30 protein-coding genes are annotated in these 23,561 nt (G+C 64.8%); 20 read left to right on the plus strand and 10 right to left on the minus strand.

Annotated features, from left to right (window positions below; translation table 11 throughout):
• Nucleotides 1–123: 123 nt before the first annotated feature.
• The 16 genes from hisI to D3260_RS03875 all read left to right on the plus strand — a co-directional run bounded on the left by hisI (nt 124) and on the right by D3260_RS03875 (nt 12,071).
• Entirely contained in the window at nt 124–531 is a 408-nt protein-coding gene (hisI, locus tag D3260_RS03805) for a phosphoribosyl-AMP cyclohydrolase (RefSeq protein WP_233543946.1), read from the plus strand.
• Nucleotides 528–881, plus strand: a complete 354-nt coding sequence (locus D3260_RS03810) for a phosphoribosyl-ATP diphosphatase (protein WP_120097256.1) — start codon at nt 528–530, stop codon at nt 879–881. Before hisI ends, D3260_RS03810 begins: the two co-directional genes overlap by 4 nt.
• A 13-nt stretch (nt 882–894) precedes the next feature.
• A complete protein-coding gene (gene tatA, locus D3260_RS03815; RefSeq protein WP_120097257.1) occupies nt 895–1,167 on the plus strand; it encodes a twin-arginine translocase TatA/TatE family subunit in 273 nt (90 codons plus the stop codon).
• A gap of 18 nt (nt 1,168–1,185) precedes the next feature.
• Nucleotides 1,186–1,599 (plus strand): Sec-independent protein translocase protein TatB, encoded by a 414-nt coding sequence (gene tatB, locus D3260_RS03820; RefSeq protein ID WP_120097258.1) that lies wholly within the window; start codon nt 1,186–1,188, stop codon nt 1,597–1,599.
• Nucleotides 1,596–2,363, plus strand: coding sequence for a twin-arginine translocase subunit TatC (tatC, locus tag D3260_RS03825; protein ID WP_120097259.1), 768 nt, complete (start codon nt 1,596–1,598; stop codon nt 2,361–2,363). The genes tatB and tatC overlap by 4 nt, the downstream gene beginning before the upstream one ends.
• A 98-nt stretch (nt 2,364–2,461) precedes the next feature.
• Entirely contained in the window at nt 2,462–3,235 is a 774-nt protein-coding gene (locus D3260_RS03830; protein ID WP_147418100.1) for a hypothetical protein, read from the plus strand.
• 212 nt (nt 3,236–3,447) lie between these two features.
• A complete protein-coding gene (locus D3260_RS03835) occupies nt 3,448–4,281 on the plus strand; it encodes an urease accessory protein UreD (protein ID WP_120097261.1) in 834 nt (277 codons plus the stop codon).
• Nucleotides 4,282–4,326: 45 nt separating this feature from the next.
• Entirely contained in the window at nt 4,327–4,629 is a 303-nt protein-coding gene (ureA, locus tag D3260_RS03840) for an urease subunit gamma (RefSeq protein WP_120097262.1), read from the plus strand.
• A gap of 7 nt (nt 4,630–4,636) precedes the next feature.
• Entirely contained in the window at nt 4,637–4,957 is a 321-nt protein-coding gene (locus D3260_RS03845) for an urease subunit beta (RefSeq protein WP_120097474.1), read from the plus strand.
• On the plus strand, nt 4,954–6,657 hold the full coding sequence (gene ureC, locus D3260_RS03850) for an urease subunit alpha (protein ID WP_120097263.1): 1,704 nt from the start codon (nt 4,954–4,956) through the stop codon (nt 6,655–6,657). The genes D3260_RS03845 and ureC overlap by 4 nt, the downstream gene beginning before the upstream one ends.
• Nucleotides 6,658–6,753: 96 nt before the next feature.
• Nucleotides 6,754–7,335: an urease accessory protein UreE gene (ureE, locus tag D3260_RS03855; protein ID WP_120097264.1), complete on the plus strand. Its 582-nt coding sequence runs from the start codon at nt 6,754–6,756 to the stop codon at nt 7,333–7,335.
• On the plus strand, nt 7,335–8,018 hold the full coding sequence (locus D3260_RS03860) for an urease accessory protein UreF (protein ID WP_120097265.1): 684 nt from the start codon (nt 7,335–7,337) through the stop codon (nt 8,016–8,018). The genes ureE and D3260_RS03860 overlap by 1 nt, the downstream gene beginning before the upstream one ends.
• Nucleotides 8,019–8,070: 52 nt before the next feature.
• Entirely contained in the window at nt 8,071–8,313 is a 243-nt protein-coding gene (locus D3260_RS17770; protein WP_233543947.1) for a hypothetical protein, read from the plus strand.
• Between the two features lie 54 nt (nt 8,314–8,367).
• Complete coding sequence (gene ureG, locus D3260_RS03865; protein WP_120097266.1) at nt 8,368–8,982, plus strand: urease accessory protein UreG; 615 nt, start codon at nt 8,368–8,370, stop codon at nt 8,980–8,982.
• A gap of 429 nt (nt 8,983–9,411) precedes the next feature.
• The gene (locus D3260_RS03870; protein WP_199671350.1) at nt 9,412–11,040 is read left to right on the plus strand and encodes a cytosine permease; all 1,629 of its coding nucleotides are present in this window, start codon (nt 9,412–9,414) and stop codon (nt 11,038–11,040) included.
• Nucleotides 11,041–11,084: 44 nt separating this feature from the next.
• Entirely contained in the window at nt 11,085–12,071 is a 987-nt protein-coding gene (locus D3260_RS03875) for a HoxN/HupN/NixA family nickel/cobalt transporter (protein ID WP_158583384.1), read from the plus strand.
• Nucleotides 12,072–12,587: 516 nt separating this feature from the next.
• Here D3260_RS03875 and D3260_RS03880 read toward each other — a convergent pair.
• From D3260_RS03880 to D3260_RS03890, 3 genes are all read right to left on the minus strand, one after another.
• Nucleotides 12,588–13,694: an alkene reductase gene (locus D3260_RS03880; protein WP_120097268.1), complete on the minus strand. Its 1,107-nt coding sequence runs from the start codon at nt 13,692–13,694 to the stop codon at nt 12,588–12,590.
• Nucleotides 13,695–13,762: 68 nt separating this feature from the next.
• Nucleotides 13,763–14,221, minus strand: a complete 459-nt coding sequence (locus tag D3260_RS03885; protein ID WP_120097269.1) for a plastocyanin/azurin family copper-binding protein — start codon at nt 14,219–14,221, stop codon at nt 13,763–13,765.
• Nucleotides 14,222–14,291: 70 nt separating this feature from the next.
• Complete coding sequence (locus D3260_RS03890; RefSeq protein ID WP_120097270.1) at nt 14,292–15,416, minus strand: zinc-dependent alcohol dehydrogenase family protein; 1,125 nt, start codon at nt 15,414–15,416, stop codon at nt 14,292–14,294.
• A gap of 242 nt (nt 15,417–15,658) precedes the next feature.
• Here D3260_RS03890 and D3260_RS03895 point away from each other — a divergent pair, with 242 nt between their 5' ends.
• A complete protein-coding gene (locus D3260_RS03895) occupies nt 15,659–16,231 on the plus strand; it encodes a phosphoribosyltransferase family protein (RefSeq protein WP_120097271.1) in 573 nt (190 codons plus the stop codon).
• A gap of 33 nt (nt 16,232–16,264) precedes the next feature.
• On the opposite strand, the gene D3260_RS03900 is transcribed toward D3260_RS03895, so the two are convergent.
• Entirely contained in the window at nt 16,265–17,299 is a 1,035-nt protein-coding gene (locus D3260_RS03900) for a sodium:calcium antiporter (protein WP_120097272.1), read from the minus strand.
• Between the two features lie 294 nt (nt 17,300–17,593).
• Complete coding sequence (locus tag D3260_RS03905; protein WP_120097273.1) at nt 17,594–18,265, minus strand: dienelactone hydrolase family protein; 672 nt, start codon at nt 18,263–18,265, stop codon at nt 17,594–17,596.
• 168 nt (nt 18,266–18,433) lie between these two features.
• Here D3260_RS03905 and D3260_RS03910 point away from each other — a divergent pair, with 168 nt between their 5' ends.
• Nucleotides 18,434–18,919 carry a pilin gene (locus D3260_RS03910; RefSeq protein ID WP_305000219.1) on the plus strand — a complete coding sequence of 162 codons (486 nt, stop codon included), beginning with the start codon at nt 18,434–18,436 and terminating at the stop codon, nt 18,917–18,919.
• A 21-nt stretch (nt 18,920–18,940) separates the two neighbouring features.
• On the opposite strand, the gene D3260_RS03915 is transcribed toward D3260_RS03910, so the two are convergent.
• Nucleotides 18,941–19,360 (minus strand): RNA-binding S4 domain-containing protein, encoded by a 420-nt coding sequence (locus D3260_RS03915; protein WP_120097274.1) that lies wholly within the window; start codon nt 19,358–19,360, stop codon nt 18,941–18,943.
• Nucleotides 19,361–19,404: 44 nt separating this feature from the next.
• Between D3260_RS03915 and D3260_RS03920 the strand changes: the two genes are divergently transcribed.
• Together D3260_RS03920 and D3260_RS03925 are read left to right on the plus strand one after the other, a co-directional pair.
• A complete protein-coding gene (locus D3260_RS03920; RefSeq protein WP_158583385.1) occupies nt 19,405–19,686 on the plus strand; it encodes a DUF3634 family protein in 282 nt (93 codons plus the stop codon).
• Nucleotides 19,687–19,974: 288 nt separating this feature from the next.
• Nucleotides 19,975–20,640, plus strand: coding sequence for a glutathione S-transferase (locus D3260_RS03925; protein WP_120097276.1), 666 nt, complete (start codon nt 19,975–19,977; stop codon nt 20,638–20,640).
• Between the two features lie 148 nt (nt 20,641–20,788).
• Here D3260_RS03925 and D3260_RS03930 read toward each other — a convergent pair whose 3' ends face one another.
• The 4 genes from D3260_RS03930 to aroE form a co-directional block, all read right to left on the minus strand.
• Nucleotides 20,789–21,352 (minus strand): hypothetical protein, encoded by a 564-nt coding sequence (locus D3260_RS03930; protein WP_120097277.1) that lies wholly within the window; start codon nt 21,350–21,352, stop codon nt 20,789–20,791.
• Nucleotides 21,353–21,474: 122 nt separating this feature from the next.
• Nucleotides 21,475–22,194, minus strand: a complete 720-nt coding sequence (nfi, locus tag D3260_RS03935; protein WP_233543948.1) for a deoxyribonuclease V — start codon at nt 22,192–22,194, stop codon at nt 21,475–21,477.
• The gene (mntR, locus tag D3260_RS03940; protein WP_120097279.1) at nt 22,172–22,651 is read right to left on the minus strand and encodes a manganese-binding transcriptional regulator MntR; all 480 of its coding nucleotides are present in this window, start codon (nt 22,649–22,651) and stop codon (nt 22,172–22,174) included. The genes nfi and mntR overlap by 23 nt, the downstream gene beginning before the upstream one ends.
• A 7-nt stretch (nt 22,652–22,658) precedes the next feature.
• A complete protein-coding gene (gene aroE, locus D3260_RS03945; RefSeq protein WP_199671351.1) occupies nt 22,659–23,495 on the minus strand; it encodes a shikimate dehydrogenase in 837 nt (278 codons plus the stop codon).
• Nucleotides 23,496–23,561 lie beyond the last annotated feature (66 nt).

Genomic DNA, 23,561 nt, shown 5'->3' on the forward strand with positions numbered 1-23,561 from the left:
GTGGGGTCGGAGATGTGTATAAGGGACAGGGGGCGCACCGTGGGGCATCGATCGAGGGCGAGTGACTGCGCGGCGGGGCCATTCCGGCGTACGATGAGGGCAACTGCCAACCCAGACTGTTTCATGGCCGACGTAGACAACCCGGACTGGCTCGATCGCATCGCTTGGGACGATCAGGGGCTTGTTCCCGCAATCACGCAGAGCGCGGAGACCGATCGCGTGCTCACGCTGGCCTGGATGAACCGGGAATCGCTGGCCGCCACGGTGACGTCGGGCTATGCGACCTACTGGTCGCGTTCGCGCGCCCAGCTGTGGCGCAAGGGCGAAACCTCGGGCAATCTACAACGCATCGTCCAGATCGCGCTGGACTGCGACAACGACGCGGTTCTGCTGCGTGTCGAACAGATTGGCGGGGCGGCATGCCACACCGGCCGGGAGTCCTGTTTCTTCCAGGTACTGACCGATGGCCACTGGGCCACCGCTGATCCGATACTCAAGGATCCGCGCCAGATGTACGGCTTGCACGAATGACCGATACTTCACGAATCGACGTCCTGGCCACGCTGGATGCCGCCCTGGCCAAGCGTCGCACCGCCGACCCCGACAAGAGCTATACCGCCGCGCTCTATGCCGGCGGCACGCCGGTGATCACCGACAAGATCACCGAGGAGGCCGCCGAGGTGGTCGAAGCGGCCGACGATGCGGATACGGCGCACCTGGTCCACGAGGTCGCCGACCTGTGGTTTCACTGTATGGTGCTGTTACAGTCGCGTGGGCTCGACGCGCAGGCTGTACAGACCGAACTTGCGCGCCGTTTCGGTGTGTCGGGCCACGCCGAGAAGGCGTCCCGCACCGAGGCGAACAGCGCGTCATCCGACTAGCCCGGAGGAAAACATGCTCAGTGGTATCAGTATCTGGCAGCTGCTCATTCTGCTTGCCATCGTCCTGCTCGTCTTCGGCTCGAAGCGTCTTCGCAACCTCGGGCCCGATCTCGGCTCGGCCCTCAAGGGCTTTCGTAGCGCCATGAAGGACGACGACGAAAAGAAGGAAGACGAACAGACCCAGGAATCCTCGGTCGTCGAGCAGGTCGATCGGGACGAGTCGAACCGTCGCGATGCCCACGGGGCCGGTGAAGACCGGAACCGCTCGAGCACGCCGCGCGACTAGACGCCTTCGGATCGCATCATGTTCGATATCGGCTTCTGGGAGCTGGCCGTACTGGCCGTCATCGGGCTGATCGTGCTCGGCCCGGAGCGTCTGCCGGTCGTTGCCCGTACGCTTGGGCGATGGATGGGCCAGGCCCGTCATTACATGAGCGCGTTGACCAGCGAACTCGAGAAAGAAGTCGCCGCCGACGATATTCGACGCGAAGTGCGTAATGCGCGCGAGCAGATCGAGGCCGAGACGCGCGCCAGCCGGGATGAATCGCAGGCGGCCGTCGACTCGGCCATGCGGCCGCTGGCCGAGGATCTGTCGCGTGATGCCGCAGCGGCGCCAGAGGAGTCGTCCGCGAAAACCACCGATACCGAGGCCGAGCGGCCGGCCGATCCGGGCCACGGCGGCGATGTCGACAATCACAAGCAAAGTGGCGACGCGTGAGCGAAACCGAACCGGACCACGACGAACAGCCGTTGATGGCGCATCTGTTGGAGCTGCGCACGCGGGTCATACGCATCGTGATCGGCATCGGGCTCGTGTTCGTGCCGTGTTTCTATTTCTCGCGGCCCCTGTTCACGTTCCTGTCCGGGCCATTGCTGGTGCACATGCCGGGCACCAACAGCCTGATCGCCACCGGCGTGACTGCGCCGTTCCTGGTGCCGATGAAGCTGTCCATCATGGTGGCGTTCGCCATATCGCTGCCGTGGACGCTCTACCAGGTCTGGATGTTCATCGCGCCCGGTCTGTATCTCAACGAGCGACGATTGGTCACGCCGTTGCTGGTCTCCTCGACGCTGTTGTTCTATCTCGGCATGGCGTTCGCCTATTTCGTCATCTTCCCGATCGTCTTCGGGTTCTTCATATCGGTCGCGCCGACGGGCGTGTCCGTGATGACGGATATCTCGAGCTATCTCGATTTCGTGCTCAAGATGTTCATGGCCTTCGGCATGGCCTTCGAGATGCCGGTTGCGATCTTCCTCATCGTCTGGGCGGGTTTCAGCACGCCGCAGAAGCTGGGCAGCTATCGGGCCTATGTCATGGTGGCGGCCTTTGCCGTGGGCATGCTGCTGACGCCGCCCGATGTGATATCGCAGACACTGCTCGCCGTGCCGGTCTATCTGCTCTACGAACTTGGCATCATCACGGCGCGCCTGTTCGCACCCAACGGCCGCCGGCCATCGGAAGAAAGCGAAGGCGACGCTTGATCAGACACGCCGCACGGATGGCGGCGTTGTCATAATTCAGGCCGAATTCATGGCTCCGGCGTAGCGTCGAGATGTTATACAAAACAAAGGACATCACGATGTTCAAGCAAACCGCGATTGTTTTGGGTCTGGCCATGGCCACCAGTTCGGCCTTTGCTGCCGGGACGACGACCAACGAGTCCACGGAAGCCGGCATGACCGCCCAGGCGTCGAGCGATAATGCCAGCGCGGGCCAGAGCGCCATGGCTGCCAAGTTCCATCAGCTCGATGCCAACGGCGATGGCGTGCTCAGCGCGAGCGAGGCAAAGGCCGACCCGGCCGTGGCCAAGCTGTACGATTCCATGAATAACGGCGCGTCGATCGCGACCGACCCGGAAACCAAGAAGAAAGGCGAGGCGGCTGCCAATGGCATCACCCTCGATCAGTTCGAGGCCGGCATGCAGGCAGCGACCGGTGGCACGGCGGGGCCGGCAGTCTCCGGTGGCGAGTCCTACACGGTCATGAAGGATGGCACGAAGGGCGCGGTCAGCAATGGCATGCAGGAGGCGCGTCAGGGCGTGGATAACGCCGCCGGTGCCGCCGCACGCAGCAGCCAGCAGCTGCGTGACCAGACCGACAATGCCATGTCCGGTGCGCAGAACGACGCCCAGGCTGCCGGCCAGCGCATGCAGTCCGATGCCAACGATGCAGCCGCCGGCGTCCAGGGCGCTTCGGACAATGCCCAGAGTGGGGTGTCCGACATGGAAAACCGCATGCAGATGAACAACAGTTCGAGCACGCGCGCCGAATCTTCCACGAGGGACGATGCGGCGACCATGGATAACAACAGCGATGTCGATGCGAACGACATGAGCGACGATCTCGATAACTGATCGCTGTGGCTGACTCGTGGCGCGCGTTGCCACGAACCGACGGTCACCGGGCTCTGTCGTCGATGACGACAGGGTCTTTTTTCGCCTCCGTGCCGCGCAATCGTGTGGCCGACGTCTGGTCGTCCGGGCTGATTTTGTGTAAAACCGCCGGCTGAACCCCTGCCAGGCGCGCGATCATTTCCGGCGAATCTCGAACCGACGACGACCGGCCCGTGCCGCACTGGCTGGCGCGTCTGGCTCTGGCCTTTGCCCGACGCGGCCCGCGATCGGTGCTGGTACGACGTCGGCACGACGGGCCGCTCTATGTCCAGCGCGCCCTGTATCCGGAGGCCGACGGTACACCGCACCTGATGCTGCTACACCCGCCGGGCGGCATGGTGCAGGGCGATCGCATCGAAATCGAGGCACATGTAGCGGCTGCGGCACAGGCGTTGATCACCACGCCCTCGGCCAGCCGTTTCTATCGCATGCCGGCCACCGATACCACGCAGACCGTGTGGCTCGTGGTCGGTGCCGATGCGATGCTCGAATGGCTGCCGCTCGAGGCGATCCTGTTCGACGGTGCCCGGGTTCGGAACACGCTGTCGCTGCAACTGGACAGCCGGGCGCGGGCCATCGCCTGGGACATCGTGACCTTCGGACGTCCGGCCATCGGCGAGCGTCTGACCCACGGGGCGCTCGACACGCGGCTACGTGTAAGCATCGATGCGCAGCCGGTGCTGGACGAGCGCACCCACGTGCCCGGTCTGGCCAAGTCCGATCTGCAGGATGCGGTCTGGGGTCTCGATGGTGCCCGCGTGATGGGCACGCTCGTTGCTTATCGCCCTGAAGGGTTCGACGAGAAAGACAGCACGGCCGTTCGCGAGGCCGCTGCTGCGGTGGTCGATGTGCGTATCGGCATCACCCGTGTCGACGGCCTGCTGCTGGTGCGTGCCCTGGGCGCGGCCCCGACCGCGGTGCGCGAGGCGTTGTCGGCCGTCTGGGCGGTGCTGCGGCCGCGCGTGGCGGGAAAGCCGGTCGTTGCGCCGCGTATCTGGTCGACATAATGTCGACCATCCGGCTTTCGCTGCCGATGTCATCGATGGAGCGTCATGGATCTCAATCCACGAGAAAAAGACAAACTGCTGATTTTCTCCGCCGGTCTGTTGGCCGAGCGGCGACGTGAACGCGGGCTGAAGCTCAACTATCCGGAATCCATGGCCTATATCGCCGCGGCCCTGATGGAGGGCGCGCGCGAGGGGCGCAGTGTGGCCGATCTGATGGACTACGGGCGCACGCTGCTCGCGCGCGATGATGTGATGGACGGCGTGCCGGAAATGCTCACGGAAGTGCAGGTCGAGGCCACGTTCGTCGACGGCACCAAGCTCGTCACCGTTCACGACCCGATCGTCTGAGGTGTTCATGATTCCCGGAGAACTGTTGCCTGCCGAAGGCGAGATCGCCATCAACGCCGGCCGCGAGCGGCGCGAGATCGATGTCGCCAACACCGGCGATCGACCGATCCAGGTCGGCTCGCATTATCATTTCGCCGAAACCAACCCTGCGCTCGTCTTCGATCGACCGGCCGCACGGGGCTATCGGCTGGATGTGCCGGCGGGCACGGCCGTACGCTTCGAGCCGGGCGATACGCGTCGCGTCACACTGGTGCCCTATGTCGGCGCGCGTGCCGTCTACGGTTTTCACGGCGAGGTCATGGGCTCGCTCGACGAGGCCTCGGCATGACCGAAATGGATCGCAGAGCCTATGCCGAGATGTTCGGTCCGGCGGCCGGGGATCGTCTGAGACTGGGCGATACCGCTCTGACCATCGAGATCGAGCGTGATACCGGCCACTACGGCGACGAGGTCAAGTTCGGCGGCGGCAAGGTCGTGCGGGATGGCATGGGCCAGAGCCAGGCCACCAATGACACGGCCGCGGACACCGTCATCACCAATGCGGTGATTGTGGACTGGTGGGGGATCGTCAAGGCTGACGTCGCCATTTCGGGCGGGCGCATCAGCGGTATCGGCAAGGCCGGTAACCCGGACATCATGGACGGCGTGGATATCGTCATCGGCCCGGGCACCGAGATCATCGCCGGCGAAGGCCAGATCCTGACGGCCGGCGGCATCGATTCGCATATTCATTTCGTCTGTCCACAGCAGATCGAGGAAGCGCTGGCCTCGGGTATCACGACCATGATCGGCGGCGGCACCGGGCCGGCCACCGGGACGAAGGCAACCACGGCCACGCCCGGCCCCTGGCACATGCACCGCATGCTTCAGGCCGCGGATGCCTTTCCGATGAATCTGGCGTTTCTCGGCAAGGGCAACGCCAGCCGGCCCGAGGCGCTGCACGAGCAGATCGCGGCCGGGGCGGCCGGGCTGAAGCTGCACGAGGACTGGGGCACGACGCCGGCGGCCATCGACAACTGTCTTCGTGTGGCCGATGCCACCGATGTCCAGGTGGCGATTCATACCGATACGCTCAACGAATCCGGCTTTGTCGAAGACACCTTCGCGGCCTTCAAGGATCGGGTGATCCATACCTATCACACCGAAGGCGCCGGCGGCGGCCATGCCCCGGACATCATCGTGGCCGCGGGCAAGCCCAACGTGCTGCCGTCTTCAACGAACCCGACGCGGCCGTACACGGTCAACACGATCGACGAGCATCTCGACATGCTCATGGTCTGTCACCACCTCTCGCCGGCGATCGCCGAGGATGTGGCCTTCGCCGATTCGCGTATCCGGCGTGAAACGATCGCCGCCGAGGATATCCTGCACGACTTGGGAGCCTTTTCGATGATCGCATCGGATTCCCAGGCCATGGGACGCGTCGGCGAAGTCATCACGCGCACCTGGCAGACCGCGCACAAGATGCGTGTTCAGCGCGGTCCGCTACCCGGCGATGACGACAATGCCGACAATACGCGGATCAAGCGTTACATCGCCAAATACACGATCAACCCGGCGATCACGCATGGCATTGCCCACGATGTGGGCTCGGTCGAGGTCGGCAAGCTCGCCGATCTCGTGTTGTGGAAGCCGGCCTTCTTCGGCGCGAAGCCAGCCCTGGTAATCAAGGGCGGGGCGATCGCGATGGCCCCGATGGGCGACCCCAACGCCTCTATCCCGACGCCGCAGCCGGTGCATTTCCGGCCGATGTTCGGTGCTTACGGCGGTGCCGTGGCCGAAACGTCGCTGACGTTCACCTCCCAGGCCGCGGTCGATGCGGGGCTTGCCGCCCGCCTGGGCCTGGCCAAGCCGCTGGTTGCCGTTGGTGGCACGCGCTCGCTTTCCAAGGCAGACATGAAGAACAATGCCTATTGCCCGCATCTGGAAGTCGATCCGCAAACCTACGAGGTGCGTGCTGACGGGGAACTGTTAACCTGTGAGCCCGCTGCGGAATTGCCGCTCGCACAGCGCTACAGTCTCTTCTAGCCCGTGATCCGGTGCGCGACGTGCGACGCGCCCCGGTGCAACGGACGACGCTGGCCCGGCGATGCGCAGCGGCGGAATGTACAAGATAACGAGCTCATGATCAGACTCGAAGACAAAATTTCTGCCATGCAAATCGATGGCGTCGATACCACGCTGACACTCGATTTTGACGCCCGTCAGAAGTCGCGACAGCGCGTGCAGCTCGACGATGGCAGCGATGCCGGCGTCATGCTGGCACGCGGGACGATACTGGCCGACGGCGACGTGTTGCGCGATGCCGAGGGCACGTTCTTCGTTCGCGTGGTCGCTGCGCCCGAAGCGCTGTCCTACGTGCATTGCCACGATCGCCTGCTGCTGAATCGCATCTGCTATCACCTCGGCAATCGACACGTGCCGCTGCAGGTCACCTGCGAGGCCGTGGCCTATCGCCACGATCACGTGCTCGATGCGATGGTCGCCGGTCTCGGTGTGGTGCCGAAACAGTGTTGTTGTGCCTTTCATCCAGAGCCGGGAGCCTATGACGGCCACGGCCACGGCCACGGCCACGGCCACGAGCACGGCCACGAGCACGGCACGTCGTCTCGCGGCCATGCCGACGGGACGGCCGATGTCGCCGATCATGCGGCCGACGCGGCTTCGACGGACGACCTGCCGGTACGCCGGGCGGCGCACGGCTGATGATGGATCGCGGGTTGCAGCGGCTGCTGCAGCTGGCCAGTCCGTCGCTACCGGTCGGTGCCTTTGCCTACAGCGAAGGGCTGGAAGCGGCGGTGGCCACATCCACGGTCACCGATGCCGAAACGTTGTCCGACTGGCTCTCGGCTGCCTTCGAACACTGTGTCGTGCCGCTCGATCTGGCGGTCGCGCTGCGTTTGCACGAGAAATGGCAATCCCATGATCTGGACGGCGTCTGCCGCTGGAGTCGCTTCGTCCTGGCCAGTCGCGAAACCGCCGAGCGACGGGCTCAGGAGCGCCATCTCGGCCATGCGCTGGCCAGTCTGCTGGACGGCATGTCGCTGCCCGAGGCCGCACCGTGGCGGCTTGGCGGCGGGCATGCCGCCGACGTCAGTTTCCCTGCGCTCTGGATGCTGGCGGCAGTGCGCTGGAACGTGCCGGCCGCCCCGGCCGTTGAAGCCATGGCCTGGGCCTGGCTGGAGAATCAGGTTCTGGCGGCGGTCAAGCTGATTCCGCTGGGCCAGACTGCCGGTCAGCGTCTGTTGTTCGAACTGGCCGGCGATGTGCCGGCCGGGGCTGCCCGGGCGGCCGAACTGACGGATGATGCGCTGGGTGGTTCGTTGCCCGGTGTGACCATGGCCTGCTGTGACCACGAGATTCTGTATTCACGGCTGTATCGGTCCTAGAGCTTGTTGATGTGTCGTGCGAGTCCGCGCCAAGTGCGCCCTGAAATTGACGATGGGCGGCAAGACGAGCCGTAGCACGCATAGCGTGTCATTCTGCGCCAGCTTTCTAGAACGCTGGATTGCCGTCGTGTTTTTGATTTTGGAGCGCTTGTCCCTTTGGGTTGGGCCACAAATCCTGCCCGGCGGCGTTGCCAGCCTTGATCGTGGCACGCCACGATCGGCACCTCGCGCCTTGCCGGACACGCTGCGGCCTCTCGACGAAAAGGCGCTCGAACCAAACATCAACAGGCCCTAGCACGGCCAGATGCCATCGCCGCGGGGCAGTCACGATTCATCGAGGAGCAATGACATGAGCAAGGACAAGACCCCACTGCGCGTGGGTATTGGCGGCCCCGTGGGCTCGGGCAAGACGGCTCTGACCGATGCCCTGTGCAAGCATATGCGCGAGCGTTATTCCATCGCGGTAGTGACCAACGACATCTATACGCGTGAAGATGCCGATTTCCTCATCCGCAGCGGTGCGCTGCCGGAGACACGGATTCGTGGCGTGGAGACCGGTGGCTGCCCGCACACCGCCATCCGCGAGGATGCCTCGGTGAATCTGGCCGCCGTGGATCAACTGACCGCGGAATTCGACGATCTGGATGTGATCTTCATCGAGAGTGGCGGGGATAACCTGGCCGCCACGTTCTCGCCGGAGCTTTCCGATCTGACGTTGTACGTCATCGACGTCTCGGCCGGCGACAAGATCCCGCGCAAGGGCGGGCCGGGTATCACCCGCTCGGATCTCTTGGTCATCAACAAGATTGATCTGGCGCCCATGGTCGGCGCATCGCTCGATGTGATGGATCGCGACGCCCGCAGGATGCGCGGCACGCGCCCGACGCTGTTCACCAATCTGCGCGGCGGCGATGGTGTGACCGAAATCGCGGATTTCGTGGTGCGCGAAGGCCTGCTGGGCTGATCTAGGGCGTGTTGAGGTTTGGTTCGAATCCGCGCCAAGCGCTGTTTTGCGGCAAGACGAGGCGTAGCAGGCGCCGCGCAGTCGTTCTGCGCCAGGGTGCTGGAACGCTGTATTGCCGTCGTGTTTTGATTTCGGGGCACTTGTCCCGAAGGGTTGGGCCGCAAATCGCGCTTTGCGGTGTTGCCAGTCTGGATCGTGGCACGCCACGATCGGCGACTCGCGCCTTGCCGGACACGATTGGCAGTTTCCAACGCGGCGCACGCGCGAAGTGTTAATAAGCCCTAAAACAGGGCGTTTGCTCCAAAGTAGGGCATAGCGCGGTATCGGATGGTGCCGCACCGATGCTGTGCATGCGCCGGTATCGCCTGTGGTCGGGCTGGCACATCGATTGCAACGCGCTGTCATCGTCATTTGACTCAGGACAGCGACGTGGCCACGACACCGGATCGGATCAGCGACTCAATCGAGCACGAGACAGGCCAGAGTGCAGCCAACGAGACGCTCGAGGACTACACGCTGCGCTACGCGCCGCATTCGTTCCGTCGCTGGGGCACCGGCACGGTGGCGATCACGGCGCTCGGCGGGATCGCCTATCTGGCCGATTTCTCGATCGGGGCGAGCATCGCGATCAGCTACGGCACACTCAACGCCATCTTCGCCATCCTGTTCGCAGCCGCGGTGATCTTCATCACCGGGCTGCCGGTGGCCTATTACGCGGCGCGTTACAACATCGATCTGGACCTGATCACGCGCGGTGCCGGCTTCGGTTACTACGGTTCGATCCTCACGGCCATCATCTTCGCCTCGTTCACCTTCATCTTCTTTGCGCTCGAAGGCTCGATCATGGCCCAGGGGCTGCTGCTCGGCCTCGGGATTCCACTCTGGCTGGGTTATCTCGCCTCAACGCTGATCGTCCTGCCGCTGGTCATCTACGGCATGAAGGCACTATCGAAGCTGCAGCTCTGGACGACGCCGCTGTGGCTCGTGCTCATGGCCGCCCCGGTACTCTATCTGGTGACCGAACAGCCCGACGTCGTGGGGAACTGGCTGGCCTATACGGGAACGGGCGACTACGGTGGTGTGAGTTTCGCAGCCGTCATGCTCGGCGCCGGCGTGTGTCTGGCGCTCATGGGCCAGATCGGTGAACAGATCGACTATCTGCGCTTCATGCCGGCCAAGACCGCCGAGAACCGTGGCCGCTGGTGGGCCGCGGTGCTCGCGGCCGGCCCCGGCTGGGTGATTCTGGGCGCGATCAAGCAGATGATCGGCGCACTGCTGGCGTTCTATCTGTTGTCCAAGATCGCCGATTCGGCCGCCACTGAGCCGGTCCGCCAGTTCATGGCGATCTTCTCCGAGATGCTGCCGGTCTGGGCGGCACTGGCGCTGTCGGTGATCCTGGTGGTGATCAGCCAGATCAAGATCAACGTCACCAACGCCTATTCGGGCTCGCTGGCCTGGACCAACGCATTCACGCGCATTACCCGCCATTATCCCGGGCGCATCGTGTTCGTGGTGGTCAATCTGGCGATCGCGCTGGCGTTGATGGAATCCGACATGTTCGCCGTGCTCAACAACATTCTGGGCTTCTACTCGAACTGTGCGATTGCCTGGGTCGTGGTGGTCGCCACCGATATCGTGGTCAACAAATATCTGCTCGGCCTGTCACCGAAGTTGCCGGAATTCCGTCGCGGGATGCTCTATCCGATCAACCCGGTCGGCACCATCGCCTTCGTCGCGGCCGCCGGCCTGGCGATCGCGGCCTACTTCGGGGCTCTGGGTTCGTTCCTGTCCTCGTATTCGCCGCTCGTGGCCGTTGTCGTCGGTCTCGTGTTGCCGCCGATACTCGCGGCCGTCACGGGCGGGCGCTACTATCTGGCAAAAACCGACGACGGCATTGATGCGCCCCGGTTCACGCCGGACGGCACGCCCTCGTCGGTGGTCTATGCATGCAAGAGCTGCGAGGCGGAATTCGAACGCCCGGATGTGCTGTATTCCGCAACACGCGGCGGCGTGGTCTGCTCGCTCTGTCGGGCCACCGAACCCCTGGGGGCCGAATGACGGGCCGGCCGAATGCGAGTCGTCGGCGACCGCCGGAGCCTGTCATGAGACAGGATCGACGCATGACGCCGCGCCCGCCGCGGCGGCTGATTGCCGCTGTGGCCGGGCTTCATGTACTGGGGTTGTGTCTGCTGGCGATCGGCATGGCCCAGGGCACGCTGCTGTTGGGCCTGGGCGGGTTGGCCTATCTGCTCGGGATGCGACACGCATTCGACATCGACCACATCGCCGCCATCGACAACGTCACGCGCAAACTCACGGGTGAGGGTCGATCGGCCAGTTTCGTCGGTTTTGCATTCTCGCTCGGCCACTCGACCGTGGTGTTCGTCCTCTGTGCCGTCGTGGTGGCCTCGGCCGGCGCGCTGGCCGGCCGTCTCGACGGCCTGGCCGCACTCGGTGGCGTGATCGGGACGGTCGTCTCGGCAACGTTTCTGAGCATCATGGCCGCACTCAACACACGATTGCTGTGGCGCATCTGGCAACGATTCTCCGGTCGTCGGCCGGATGCGGAGACACCGCCGCTGTCCTCGCACGGCCCGTTCGGCCGGCTTGTTGCGCGCGGTACCGGCTGGATCGATACCGGCTGGAAGATGTATCCGCTTGGTTTCGTCTTCGGTCTCGGATTCGACACCGCCACCGAGGTCGCCCTGCTGGGGCTGTCGGCCGGGGCGGCCCAGCATGCCGGCTGGTCGCCGTGGGTGGTGATGGCGCTGCCGTTGTTGTTCGCGGCCGGCATGACGACGCTCGACTCCCTCAACGGCCTGGTCATGCAGCGCGCCTATCGCTGGGGCGGGGCAGATCGACGACGTCTCGGGTTCAACCTGGCGATCACAGGGCTTTCGATCGCGGTGGCGGCCATCGTGGCAGCGATCGAATGGACCGGTTTCGTGGCCGATCATGTCGCGGCGTCGTCGCCCGTGGCAACCGTGATCGATAACCTGCCGAGCGCCGGGCTGGGTCTGGCGGTCTTTGTCGCGTTCGTCGTGTTCTGGGGAATCGCTGCCCGTCGACGTCGGGAATCGGCCACCTGAGTGAGGCCCGAGGCGTGGATCGGCCGCGATTCCGATCGCCGGCGGCCCGGATAAAACCGCAACAGGCCTTGGCACGCCGGCGCAGGAGGACTGCGCGGCGCGTGCGGCGCCTCGTCTTGCCGCCCATCTTCAATTTCAGGGCGCGCTTGGCGCGGACTCGCACGAAACCTCAACACGCCCTACGAGCTATTGACGATATCCGCGCGGGTCATGTTGTTACCCGCAATCGCGATCCGGCGAGGCGCGTAGCGCCTGCCGTGGTCATGCCAAGGCCAAGCTGCGCAACGCCGCAGGGCGCCATTTTGAGCGCAACTCGAAGGGCCGGGCTACTTTCCCGCGATCCGGCGTTACCGCTCGCTTGTGTCGCATGGCGACAGCGCGTTCCCGGCGCCTTGTCTGGCACGACGAGCCGCCGGCACGACTCACGCGGATCGCGTGGACAGGCCCTGGCCGCGTTGTCCAAGTCGCGCCGCCAACGGCGCCGTGGCGGCGCAAGGCCTGTGCCGATGGCACGTGTTACGCGTCGTCGAGCCTCGGGTAGTCGGTGTAGCCGTGCTCGTCACCGCCGTAGAAGGTCGACGGATCCGGTTCGTTGAGCGTGGCATTACGCCGGAAGCGCTCGACCAGATCCGGGTTGGCGATATAGGGCCGTCCGAAGGCCGCACCGTCGCCCAGCCCGTCGGCGATGAGGTTTTCCGTGCGCTCGGCCGTGTAATGGCCGCAGAAGATGAGCGCGCCGTCGGCAAACCGATCGCGCATCGCCTGTCGGAAGTCATCGGTCAGCTGAATGTCGTCGCCGGCCCAGTCCGGTTCGTTGATGTGCAGATAGGCCAGCCCGCGGGCGTTGAGTTCCTCGGCCATATGAAACGCCATGGCCTTGGGCTCATCGTCGCTGAGACCGAAGATCTCGATGAAGGGCGACAGGCGAATGCCGACGCGATCGGCCCCCATCACGTCGATCACGGCATCGACGACCTCCAGTGGCAGTCGCGCCCGGTTCGCCAGCGACCCGCCGTAGGCGTCGGTTCGCTGGTTCGAGCCGGTGGCCATGAATTGCTGGAGCAGATAGGCGTTGGCTGCGTGTACTTCCACCAGATCGAATCCGGCACGCTTGGCGCGCACGGCGGCCTGACGGTATTCCTCGACGACGTCCGGAATCTCTTTCGTCTCGAGGGCGCGCGGTGTGGCGGTATCGTGCAGACCGGAGCTGCCGTCCTCGAATTCGACGTAGGACTGGGCGCCTTCGGCCTTGAGCGCGGATGGGGCCACGGGCTTGCGGCCGTCCGGATGCACCATTTCGTGGCCGATACGGCCAACGTGCCAGAGCTGCAGGCAGATCCGGCCATCGGCGGCGTGTACCGCGTCCACGACCTGTTTCCAGCCGGCCTCCTGGGCATCGGTGAAGATACCCGGCGTGTAGACATAGCCCCGCGCCGACTCGGAGATATTGGTGGCTTCGCTGATGATCAGACCGGCATCGGCGCGCTGGGCGTAATAGGTCTGTTGCATCGCACCGGGGATCTGGTCCGGACAGCGGGCGCGCGTCAATGGTGCCATGACCACCCGGTTGGGCAGTTCGACGGCACCGAACTTGATTGGAGAAAGCAGTCGGTCGTAGCTCATGAAGTCGATCGTTGCTGAGTGTTGTCCTGAATGTCGGCGCGTTCGATGCCGGCCTCAAGTCCGGGCGATCACGGATTCGCGCGGACGTGCAGCGTGCCCTTCATGCCGGCCCGGAAATGGCCCGGAAACGTGCAGATGTATTCATAGTCGCCGGGCTTTTTCGGTGCCGTGAACGTCACCGTGTCCTGCTTGCCACCGGCGACCATATCGGTATGGGCGATCGCCTGGTCGGCCCGGGACTTGGGGAAATACCCGTTGCCCGAAGCCGACTGCGCGGCGTGGTCAAAGGCATCGGCATCGGTGCCGTGCTTGAGCAGTACCCAGTTGTGAGACATCGCCGAGGCCGGCAGATGCGACTTGTTGATCAGCTTGATGCGGATGCGTTCGCCCGGTGCGGCGGTCAGCTGCGACTTGGAATAGCGGAGATCGTTCTGGCCGACGAGTGTGATCTGCTGTTCGGCGTGGGCTGTGGCGGCCACCAGGGCCAGTGTGGTCAGGGCGAGACAATGGCGCAGACGAAATTGCATCGAATGATCCGTGTGTGATGTACATACATTGGTGCGTTGGACCGGTCACGCCGCCGTGCGTTCCGATCGATCAGAACAGAATGACCTGCCGGATCGCCTCACCCGCCGCCAGCCGCTCGAAGCCGGTGTTGATCTCTTCGAGTTTCAGTCGATGGGTCAGCAGGCGGTCGACCGGCAAACGCCCGGCCTGATAGAGCGCGATGTATTCCGGAATATCGAGCTTCGGCACATGGCCGCCCAGATACGAGCCGAGCAGGGCGCGTTCCTGGGCCACGAGCTTGAGCGCGGGCAGGGCCATGCGGGCATCGGCATGCTGGAGGCCGGCGGTGACAGTCTTGCCGCCCTTGCCGGTGGCCTCGAATGCGAATTCGAGCGCGGCGCCGACACCGGCGAATTCCGCGGCCACGTCGACGCCGCCGTCGGTCAGCGCACGGATGGTTTCGAGCGCATCGTCGTGGCGGGTGTTGACGGTGGCCGTGGCGCCGAGATCGCGGGCGACGGCGAGCTTGGCGTCATCGATGTCCGCAGCGATGACCTGGGCCGCACCGCCGGCAATCGCGCCGAGCACGGCTGACAGCCCGACGCCGCCGAGGCCCACCACCAGCACGGTCTGGCCGAGCCGCAGATCGGCCGTCTTGAGCACGGCGCCTACGCCGGTCAGTACGGCACAGCCGAACACCGCCGCGATGTCCCAAGGCAGCGCGGGATCGATCCGGACCAGCGATTCCGTGGCGATCACGGCATGCTCGGCGAATCCGGAAACACCGAGATGATGATGAATCGTCTCGTTCCCATCGCGTAGACGAAAGCCGCCGGAGAGCATCGTGCCAGCGTTGTTGGCCTCGGCCCCGGGCGTGCAGAGTGCGGCCCGTCCGTCGGCACAGTAACGACAGTGGCCACAGCTCGGCACGAACGAGCAGACGACGTGGTCGCCAACCGAGAAATCATGCACACCTTCGCCGACTGCGACGATTTCACCGGCGGCCTCGTGCCCGAGCACCATCGGCGTCGGCCGCGCGCGGTTGCCGTCGATGCTGGACAGATCCGAATGACACAGGCCGGCGGCACGGACACGGACCAGCACTTCGCCGCGCTGCGGTGCCCCGAGTTCGAGCGTCTCGATCGACAACGGATTTGAGCGGTCGTAGGGACGATCGCAGTCCATGGTTCGGAGTACGGCGGCACGAGTCTGCATGGCATGGAACGTCGAGAAATCTCGGTGCCCAATGTAGCGCGGCGCTTAACGGGACGCGACCGACGCGTGTCTGTCGGTGCATCTCGCGTGGCGCGGTATGTCACTGATGCCGTCGGGCAGGGGAGTATTCTGCGAAAACGACGGCATTCGCGTACAGCCAGCGCGGGATCGGATCATGGCTGTCGGCGGCAGCCGGCTGATGCACAATAGCGGCTCGATTTCTCCGGTACCGATCTTTTTCAATGCAACCGACCCGCCAGACACACGTCGTCGATATCGCCGGTCTCAAGCGCGAACTGCCGCTGTTCGAAGTCGACGGTGGTGTCCGCATCGCCGTCGTCAACATCCTTGGCGATACGGCCCTGGTACAGGCTGCGGCTTCGGCATTGGCGAGCCGCCTCGGTGTGCTGGACTACAGCGTGCTCGTCACCGCCGAGGCCAAGTCGATTCCGCTGGTGCATGCGCTGTCGGTGGCCACGGCCCGGCCCTATGTAGTGCTGCGAAAGTCATTCAAGCCTTATATGGGCGATGCCCTGTCGGCGACGACGCGCTCGATCACGACCGGCGAGGAACAGACCCTGTATCTCGATGAAAAGGATCGACGTCTGATCGAGGGCAGTCGCATCGTCCTCGTCGACGATGTGATCAGTTCCGGTTCGACGCTCAAGGCGATGCGCAATCTGGTGGATCGGGCCGGGGCGATCACCGCCGCCGAGGCCGCCATCTTCACCGAAGGCGATCGCGCCGATTGGGCGGATGTAATCGCCCTCGGCCACCTGCCCGTTTTCGACGGCTCCCCGTCGACGCTGGAGTGAAGGCGCGGGCGGGCCGTCGCCGGGGTGTATCGGTCAGACATGCCAAAGCGACAGGGTCACGCCGAGTGCATAGAGTGCGGCGATGGCCGCGCTCTCGAAACCGATGTTGCCGACGCCCGATTTTTCACGCCGGATGAGTCCGAGCAGCAGCACCCCGGTCATCAATACCGACAGGGCAACCCAGAGCAGCGTGTCGCTACCGACCGCGTGATAGATGGAGCCCGGGCGGTAGCTGACGTCGGCCGCGCCAGCGAACAGACAATCGAAGGCGTTGCCGCCGATGATGCCGCCGACCGCCAGCTGCAGCGCGCCGCGGCGCACGGCCGCGATGGACGTGACCAGCTCGGGCAGGGAGGTGACCACGGATGTCAGCACGATACCGACGGCCGTCTCGCCGAGCCCGGTCTGCGTGCCCAGTCGCGTTGCCACGTTAGTTAGCGTGAAACCGCTGACGCCGAGCAGACCGGCATAAAGCACGAAACGGGCCCAGAGCGTGCCGAGCGGGCGCTGACTGGCCTCGGCATCGGGCTCATCGGCCCGGGTTTCGTCGGTATGGCGCGGCGTCCACATGCGCATGCGTTCGGCGTCGTTGACCACGCGCAGCCCGAAGATATAGCCGCCGAACAGAATGATTGTCGCCGGGTGGATGCCGAAAAGCGTCCAGTCCGGGGAATGCGGCGCCACCAGCAGCACCGCGAGCAGGCAGATCAGCAGTGCACTCTGGGCCAGATTGGCCGTGGACGCTGCAGCATGTTCGAGATTGGCCCGGCGATAGACCGTATCGGCGACCGCCAGGAACAACGTCTGTACGCCGATACCGCCGAGCGCGTTGCTCATGGCCAGGCCGGCTTCGCCGTGCCACCCCGCTGTCACGGACACGACGATACCGGGCAGCGAAGTCGCCGCGCCCAAGAGCACGGCGCCGATCACGGCCTCGCCGAGGCCGGTGCGATCAGCCAGATCGTCGGCGATGGCGGTCAGGCGCGTGCCAACGACCGCGATCACGAGCGCGATGAGCGCGAACAGGGCCAGGTTTGTGCCCAGCGACAGGTCTGTCGGCAGTATCATGCCGGCCCCTGTGCCCGACGTGGGTCAGCGCCGGCGTCGGCCGATTCGAGGCCGAACCGGAAAGGACCGACGCCACAGCTGGCGGGTGGCGGTGCCCACAGGTCGGATGTATCTCCGTCGCCGTGTCCCGGGCGCAGGGGCGCCGGGCAGGGCGCTCCGCCCGGTGCGGCGGTTGATCCGGCTGTTCGCCGACGTGATTTGTTGTGCCGGTTCACAGTCGTGGAATGGCCGGCGATACCACGGTCCGACGAGGCCGGGCCGCGGCACGGATCGGGATGAACAGCGATCGCCGGATCAGCCTTTGAGGTGACGCGCGAAGAACGCCATGCTGCGCTGCCAGGCCTGTTGGGACGCGGCCTGATCGTAGTTGTCCCAGTCCTCGTTGCCAAAGGCATGCTGAGCATCGTAACGATACGCTTCGTAATCGACGCCGGCAGCCTTGAGCTTGCCCTCGAACGCATCGGCGGTATCGATCGGAAAGAAGCTGTCGTGCCGGGCGAAATGCAGCTGGACGGGAATATCGATGCCGGCCGGATCACCCGCCTCATTCGGCGGAACGCCGTACCAGGAAACCGCCACATCGGTCTCCGGGGCGTGCATCGCCGCCAGCACGGCCAGCACGCCGCCCATGCAGAATCCGATCACGCCGACCTGGTCGGTCCGGGCCTTGAGATACTGCACGGCGCCGCGTACATCCTGGGTGGCGGCATCGCCGAAATCCAGTTCGTCCATCTTGTGCTCGGCCTCGGCCGTATCCAGGGCCTTCTCGCCGCGATACAGGTCCGGGATCAGGACGCGATAGCCGGCGTCGGTCCATTGTTTGCCGACCCGCTTGATCTGCTCGTTCAACCCCCACCATTCCTGAATCACGACGATGCCGGGCGCCTGGGGGTTGTCGGCGGGCTCGGCGTAGAAGCCGGGCGCCATCGCGCCGTCCGGTCGCTTGAATTCGATGTGTTCGGACATCAGTCCTCCTGTTGCCAATAGATTGCGGCGTCGGCCGCCTGCGAATCATCCTAACCTGCCGCGTTGCCGACCGGACAGTCTCGGCACGCGGACTGCCGTGACCGGGTTTTGACAGCGCGGGACGGCTTCGGGCAAAACAGCGGCATCGGTCGGGTAGGGGGAATCGGCTTGGCAGCGAACGCGCGAGATGCCGCGGGCGAACGCGGTTACACACTCATGGAATTGATGATCGCGGTGGCGATCATCGGCATTCTGGCGGCAGTGGCCATCCCGCTGTATCGCGATTACACAACGCGCGCCGAGATCAGCGAGGGACTCGCGCTGGTGGGCCCGCTCAAAAGCGCCGTCGGCGAGTATTACGCCATCCACGGCGATTTACCCACGGAATCCAATTGGTACAAGGTTCTTGAAGCCTTGGGTATGCCACATGGCAATGAGGGGGCAGCCTCTGGCCGCTATGTCACCCGTATTTATTGGCACAACGACGCGGATGCCCCAGCGATCTATATCCGTTATCAGGGCAACGACGCCATCGATGGAAAGAAGCTGGCACTGATGGCCGATTTCGATGGCGATAGTCTGGTCTGGCGGTGTCGCCCAACGGAATCCGACGGCATCGACCCGCGCTATCTGCCGGCCAGCTGCAAACCTTGAGCCGAGGGGCGCGGTATGCCGTCAGCCGGCGTCGTCGCCCTGCTTGAAGCGGCGCAGACGGCGTCGCGATTTGCGATCCGGACGGGCCGTGGGGCGCGGCATGGCCAGATTGGCGGCGCGGCGTTCGGCCGCGGCCTGCTCGCGACGGGTGACGCTGTCCGGCGTTTCGACATACAGCGCCTGGGCCTGACTGGCCGGGCCGCGTTTGGACGCGGTATCGATCACATCGATTTCGAAGACCTGTTCGGCCTTGACGATCCGCAGACGCTGGCCGGGCCGGATCGTGACGCTGGCCTTGGCGCGATGCCCGTCGAGCTCGACGTGGCCGCCCTTGATCGCGGTAGTCGCCAGGCTGCGGGTCTTGAAGAAACGGGCCGCCCAGAGCCATTTGTCGAGACGCACGCTCTCGGCGTCAGGGTTGTTGCGTGATGTGTCGTTCATGACGAGACTTTGACATATCGTCCTCCGACTGCGCCAAAAACGCTGTGTTCGATCGTTTCCGCCTGAATTATCGCCTCGTGATCGACGACGTCGGACAGGTCCGCGTTGATGTCGGCCGCGCGCCACCGCGTTTCCTGCACGATGTCGTGGATATCACGCGATTGCACGGCATCGACCGCGGCAGCATCGAATGCAAGGGCGCCGGGGCCCGGACGCGGCTGCGTTTCTCGAACGATTTCCCGCGGACGGGACGACAGGCCGTGCGCAACGTGTGGCAACCGCCGTCCGGGCCCGGCCCGTCGGGCGGACGACGGGCCGCCGGCTGACGACGAGGCCGGTTCGGCGCGGGTCGTATCGCATCACCATGGCTGCCCGGGCCGAACCGGGCGCGCATGCGACCGCGATATGCCCTGGGGCGTGTTGCGGATTGGTATGCGTCCGCGCCGGGCCTGTTTGCCGGCAAAACGAGGTGTCTTGAGCGGTGCCTGGTCGTGTCACCTCGCAATCCGGATGCGTGCCCTTGGCCGGGCCGGTAAGCGCTTGCCAACGTGGTGCGTGTACCGAACCGCAACAGGCCCTAGACTGGCGTTCTGTCTCCCATCACGGTGTCGATCATGATCACGGTGCACCATCTGGCCGATTCGCGCTCGCAGCGCGTGTTGTGGCTTCTCGAGGAACTGGCGCTGCCCTACGGCGTCAAGCGCTACGAGCGCGATCCGAAGACCTATCTCGCCCCCGAGGCACTCAAGAAAGTGCACCCGTTGGGCAAGTCGCCGGTGATCACCGACGATGCTCGCACGGTCGCCGAGACCGGTCTGATCGTCGACTATCTCGTACGTGAACACGGCCAGGGCCAGCTCGCCCCGCCGCCGGACAGCGAAGCGCATCTGCGCTATGCCTACTGGCTACACTATGCGGAAGGTTCGCTCATGCCGCCCATGCTGCTCCAGATCGTCTTCGACGGCGTCGAGCAGCGCGCGCCGCGTCTGGCTCGGCCGGTGGCCCGGGCGATCTCCGGTCAGGTCAAGAAGCAGTTCATCCGGCCGCAACAGCGGCTGCATTTCGATTATCTGGAAAATCAGCTCGCCGATGCCGACTGGTTCGTCGGCGACGAGTTCTCGGCGGCGGATGTGATGCTCAGCTTCCCGATCGAGGCGGCGGCCACGCGTGGCATGCTTGATCCGGATTATCCGCGGCTGACCGAATTCGTGCGGCGCATCCAGTCCCGGCCGGCCTATCGACGGGCCCTCGAACGCGGCGGGGAATACGCTTACGCGTAAGACATGACGCCTCGAGGCCCGTCGTCGTCGCGTGAGGCGAGCGGCCTGTATCGTGCGATACGGGCCGCGTGCTTATACGACCGACATGAAAAAGCCCGGCCGAGGCCGGGCTTGATCGATCCGAGACCGAAGTCGTCGGCGTCTTCGATCAGTTGCCGCTGTTGCCGCCCTGGGCGCTGCCCATGGACTGCTGCAGCTGCGAACGCTTGGACTTCATGTCCGAGATCAGATCGTCCGTCTTGCCGTTCTGCTTGTTCATGGCCTGCAGGGTGCTGTTCTGGAGCTGCTTGCCGGCCTGCTGGATGTCGTCCTGCTGCATGGCGGCGTTACGGGCCTTGACCATCTGCTGACGCTCGTTCTGGAACTTCTGCATCACGGCCTTGCGCTTGTCGTCCGACAGATCCTTGTTCTGCAGCTGCTTGGCGTATTTCTCCATGCGCTTTTCGCCCGCGTCGACGTCATAGCCCTGTTTCTTCACAGCGGCCTTGACCTGCGACTCGAACTGCTTCTGCTGCTTGGCGAGCTGCGGGTTGTTCTTGATTGTCTGGTCGTGGATCTGCTTGAGCTGTTGGGCGTCCTGACGATAGCCCTGCATCAGCTGCTGCGACTGACCGGAGGCACCCGACTGGCCACTGTCGGCCGCCACGGCCATGCCGGAAAACGAGACGGCGGCAGCCGCCAGCAGGCCGATGGTGGAAAGACGTTTAATCATAGAAAACCTGTCGTGCAGATATGTGCGAAACGAATGAGACCACAGGCAAGCTTAACAGTTGCATGACGACGCCAGAAAATTTTGAAAAGGTCTTGGTCGCGATCACCGCCCCCGGCTCGTGGCTATCGATTGGAGGCGAGACGATCGGCGGCGCGCGTGGTCTCGGGCAGCCGATAACGGCTGAGCATGCGTTTGCACCACATCACAGCCTCATCCAGCGTGCAGCCGTGGCCGCGCGAGACATAGATCGGCTTGACCCGCACCCGCGAGCGCAGCACCACACCGATCGTCTCGTGCGCGTGCGTCACCGCCACCTGCGCGAAACGGGTATCGGGAACCGTATCGTGCGTGCCCACGAGTCTTTTCTTGGCGATGCCGATGGCCGGCAGGCCGCTGGCCAGGCCCAGGTGCGTGGCCACGCCCAATCGTCGTGGATGCGCGATGCCGTGCCCGTCGACCATCAGTAGATCGGGCGTCATCTCGAGGCGGGCCAAGGCCGTCAACGCGGCCGGGACTTCCCGGAAGGACAATAACCCGGGGATATAGGGCATGCGCGTCGGTTCGCGCACCAGGGCGCGTTCGTATTCGGCGCCGGTTTCGGCATCGAGCACCACGATCGCCGCGCGTGTGGTCGCCCCCCGGTCTTCGAAACCGATATCCACGCCGGCGACCCGTCGAATCGGATGCGCCAGTGGTCCTGCGTCGATGTACTCGCGCAGCCGTTCCTGCAGCGCGCGGCCGTCGGCGGCATGACTCGGCCAGTCGTGTCGGACACGGATCAGACCGTGCGGGCCGTAACCGGTCTCGAGTGCGGGCGTACTATTGCGCGTGGTCTTCGGCAAAACGCCGCATGATCTCGATGGTTTCGTCGCTGACATGGTGTTCCATGCCCTCGGCATCCTGTCGGGCGGTGTCGTCACTGACGCCCAGGGCGCTCAAAAAACGCAGGACCACGATATGCCGTTCGCGTGACACGCGAGCCATTTCACGACCGGCCTCGGTGAGGAAGATCGAGCGATAAGGCTGGCTGGTGACCAGACCCGATTCGGTCATGCGTCGGATCATCTTGCCGACCGTGGCCTGGGTCACGCCCATGCGTTGTGCGATCTCGACGGCGCGGGCTTCGCCCTTGGCATCGATGAGGTCGCCGATGAGTTCGACGTAGTCCTCGATCAGCTCGGTTTCGTGTGCCTTGCGCACGGTGCTGTACTGTCGAGCGTGCGTTTCCGGGTCGAGGAGTTCGCCGGAACGGTCGCCAGACAGGACATGATCGAGTTTGCGGGCGATGTGCGCAGTCATGGCGTTATTATAGCGTGTCCTGTGGCTGTCGTAGACGCGCGATGACTGTGGCGGTGTCCGGCCGGATGCCGCGCCAGAGCTGAAACGATTCCGCCGCCTGTTCGACCAGCATGCCAAAGCCGTCCACGCCGTTCACGCCGGGGCGCCCGTGTAAGCGGGCCCAGTGCAGAAACGGCGTCTCCGTGTCGCTGTAGATCATGTCGTAGACGCCGCGGGCACGGGCCAGAACATCGGTATCGAGGGCCGGCATCTCGCCCGCGAGGCCGGCGGAAATGGCGTTGATGACGAGATCGGCATCGTGCGGTGCCGCGGCCAGCGTGGTTGCGGCGACCGTGCCGGCTTCGTCGCAGGCCGCGGCGATGGCTTCGGCCTTGTCGCGCGTGCGATTGGCGATCGTGACGTGGGCCACGCCGGCCGCGATCAGGCTCGGCACGACACCGCGCACGGCGCCGCCGGCGCCGAGGATGAGAACATGCAGGCCGACCGGATCGATGCCCAGGCGCCCGGTCAGATCCGCGATCAGGCCGGCGCCGTCGGTATTGTCGCCGACCAGGCCGTCCGGAGTGCTCATCAGCGTATTGACGGCGCCTGCGCGTTCGGCCCGTGCGGTCAGGCGATCGGCCAGCGCCGCGGCTTGCTCCTTGAAGGGCAGCGTGACGTTCAAGCCGCGACCGCCCTCGGCAAAGAACGAACGCGCGACATCGACGAAGCCGTCACGCGGGGCCGGCAGTCGGTCATAGACCAGCGCCTGGTTGGTCTGCTCGGCAAACAGGGCATGGATATCCGGCGAGCGGCTGTGCTCGACGGGATGACCGATGACAGCGTAGCGATCGATGCGCGACATGAGGCGGGGGCTTGGAGAACCAGCCGTTATGCTGGGCGAGGCCGGCGCCGGCGACAAGCCGGCGAC

Origin of the sequence: Salinisphaera sp. Q1T1-3, from assembly GCF_003602005.1 — a bacterium.
In the GTDB taxonomy this organism is placed as follows: Bacteria; Pseudomonadota; Gammaproteobacteria; order Nevskiales; family Salinisphaeraceae; genus Salinisphaera.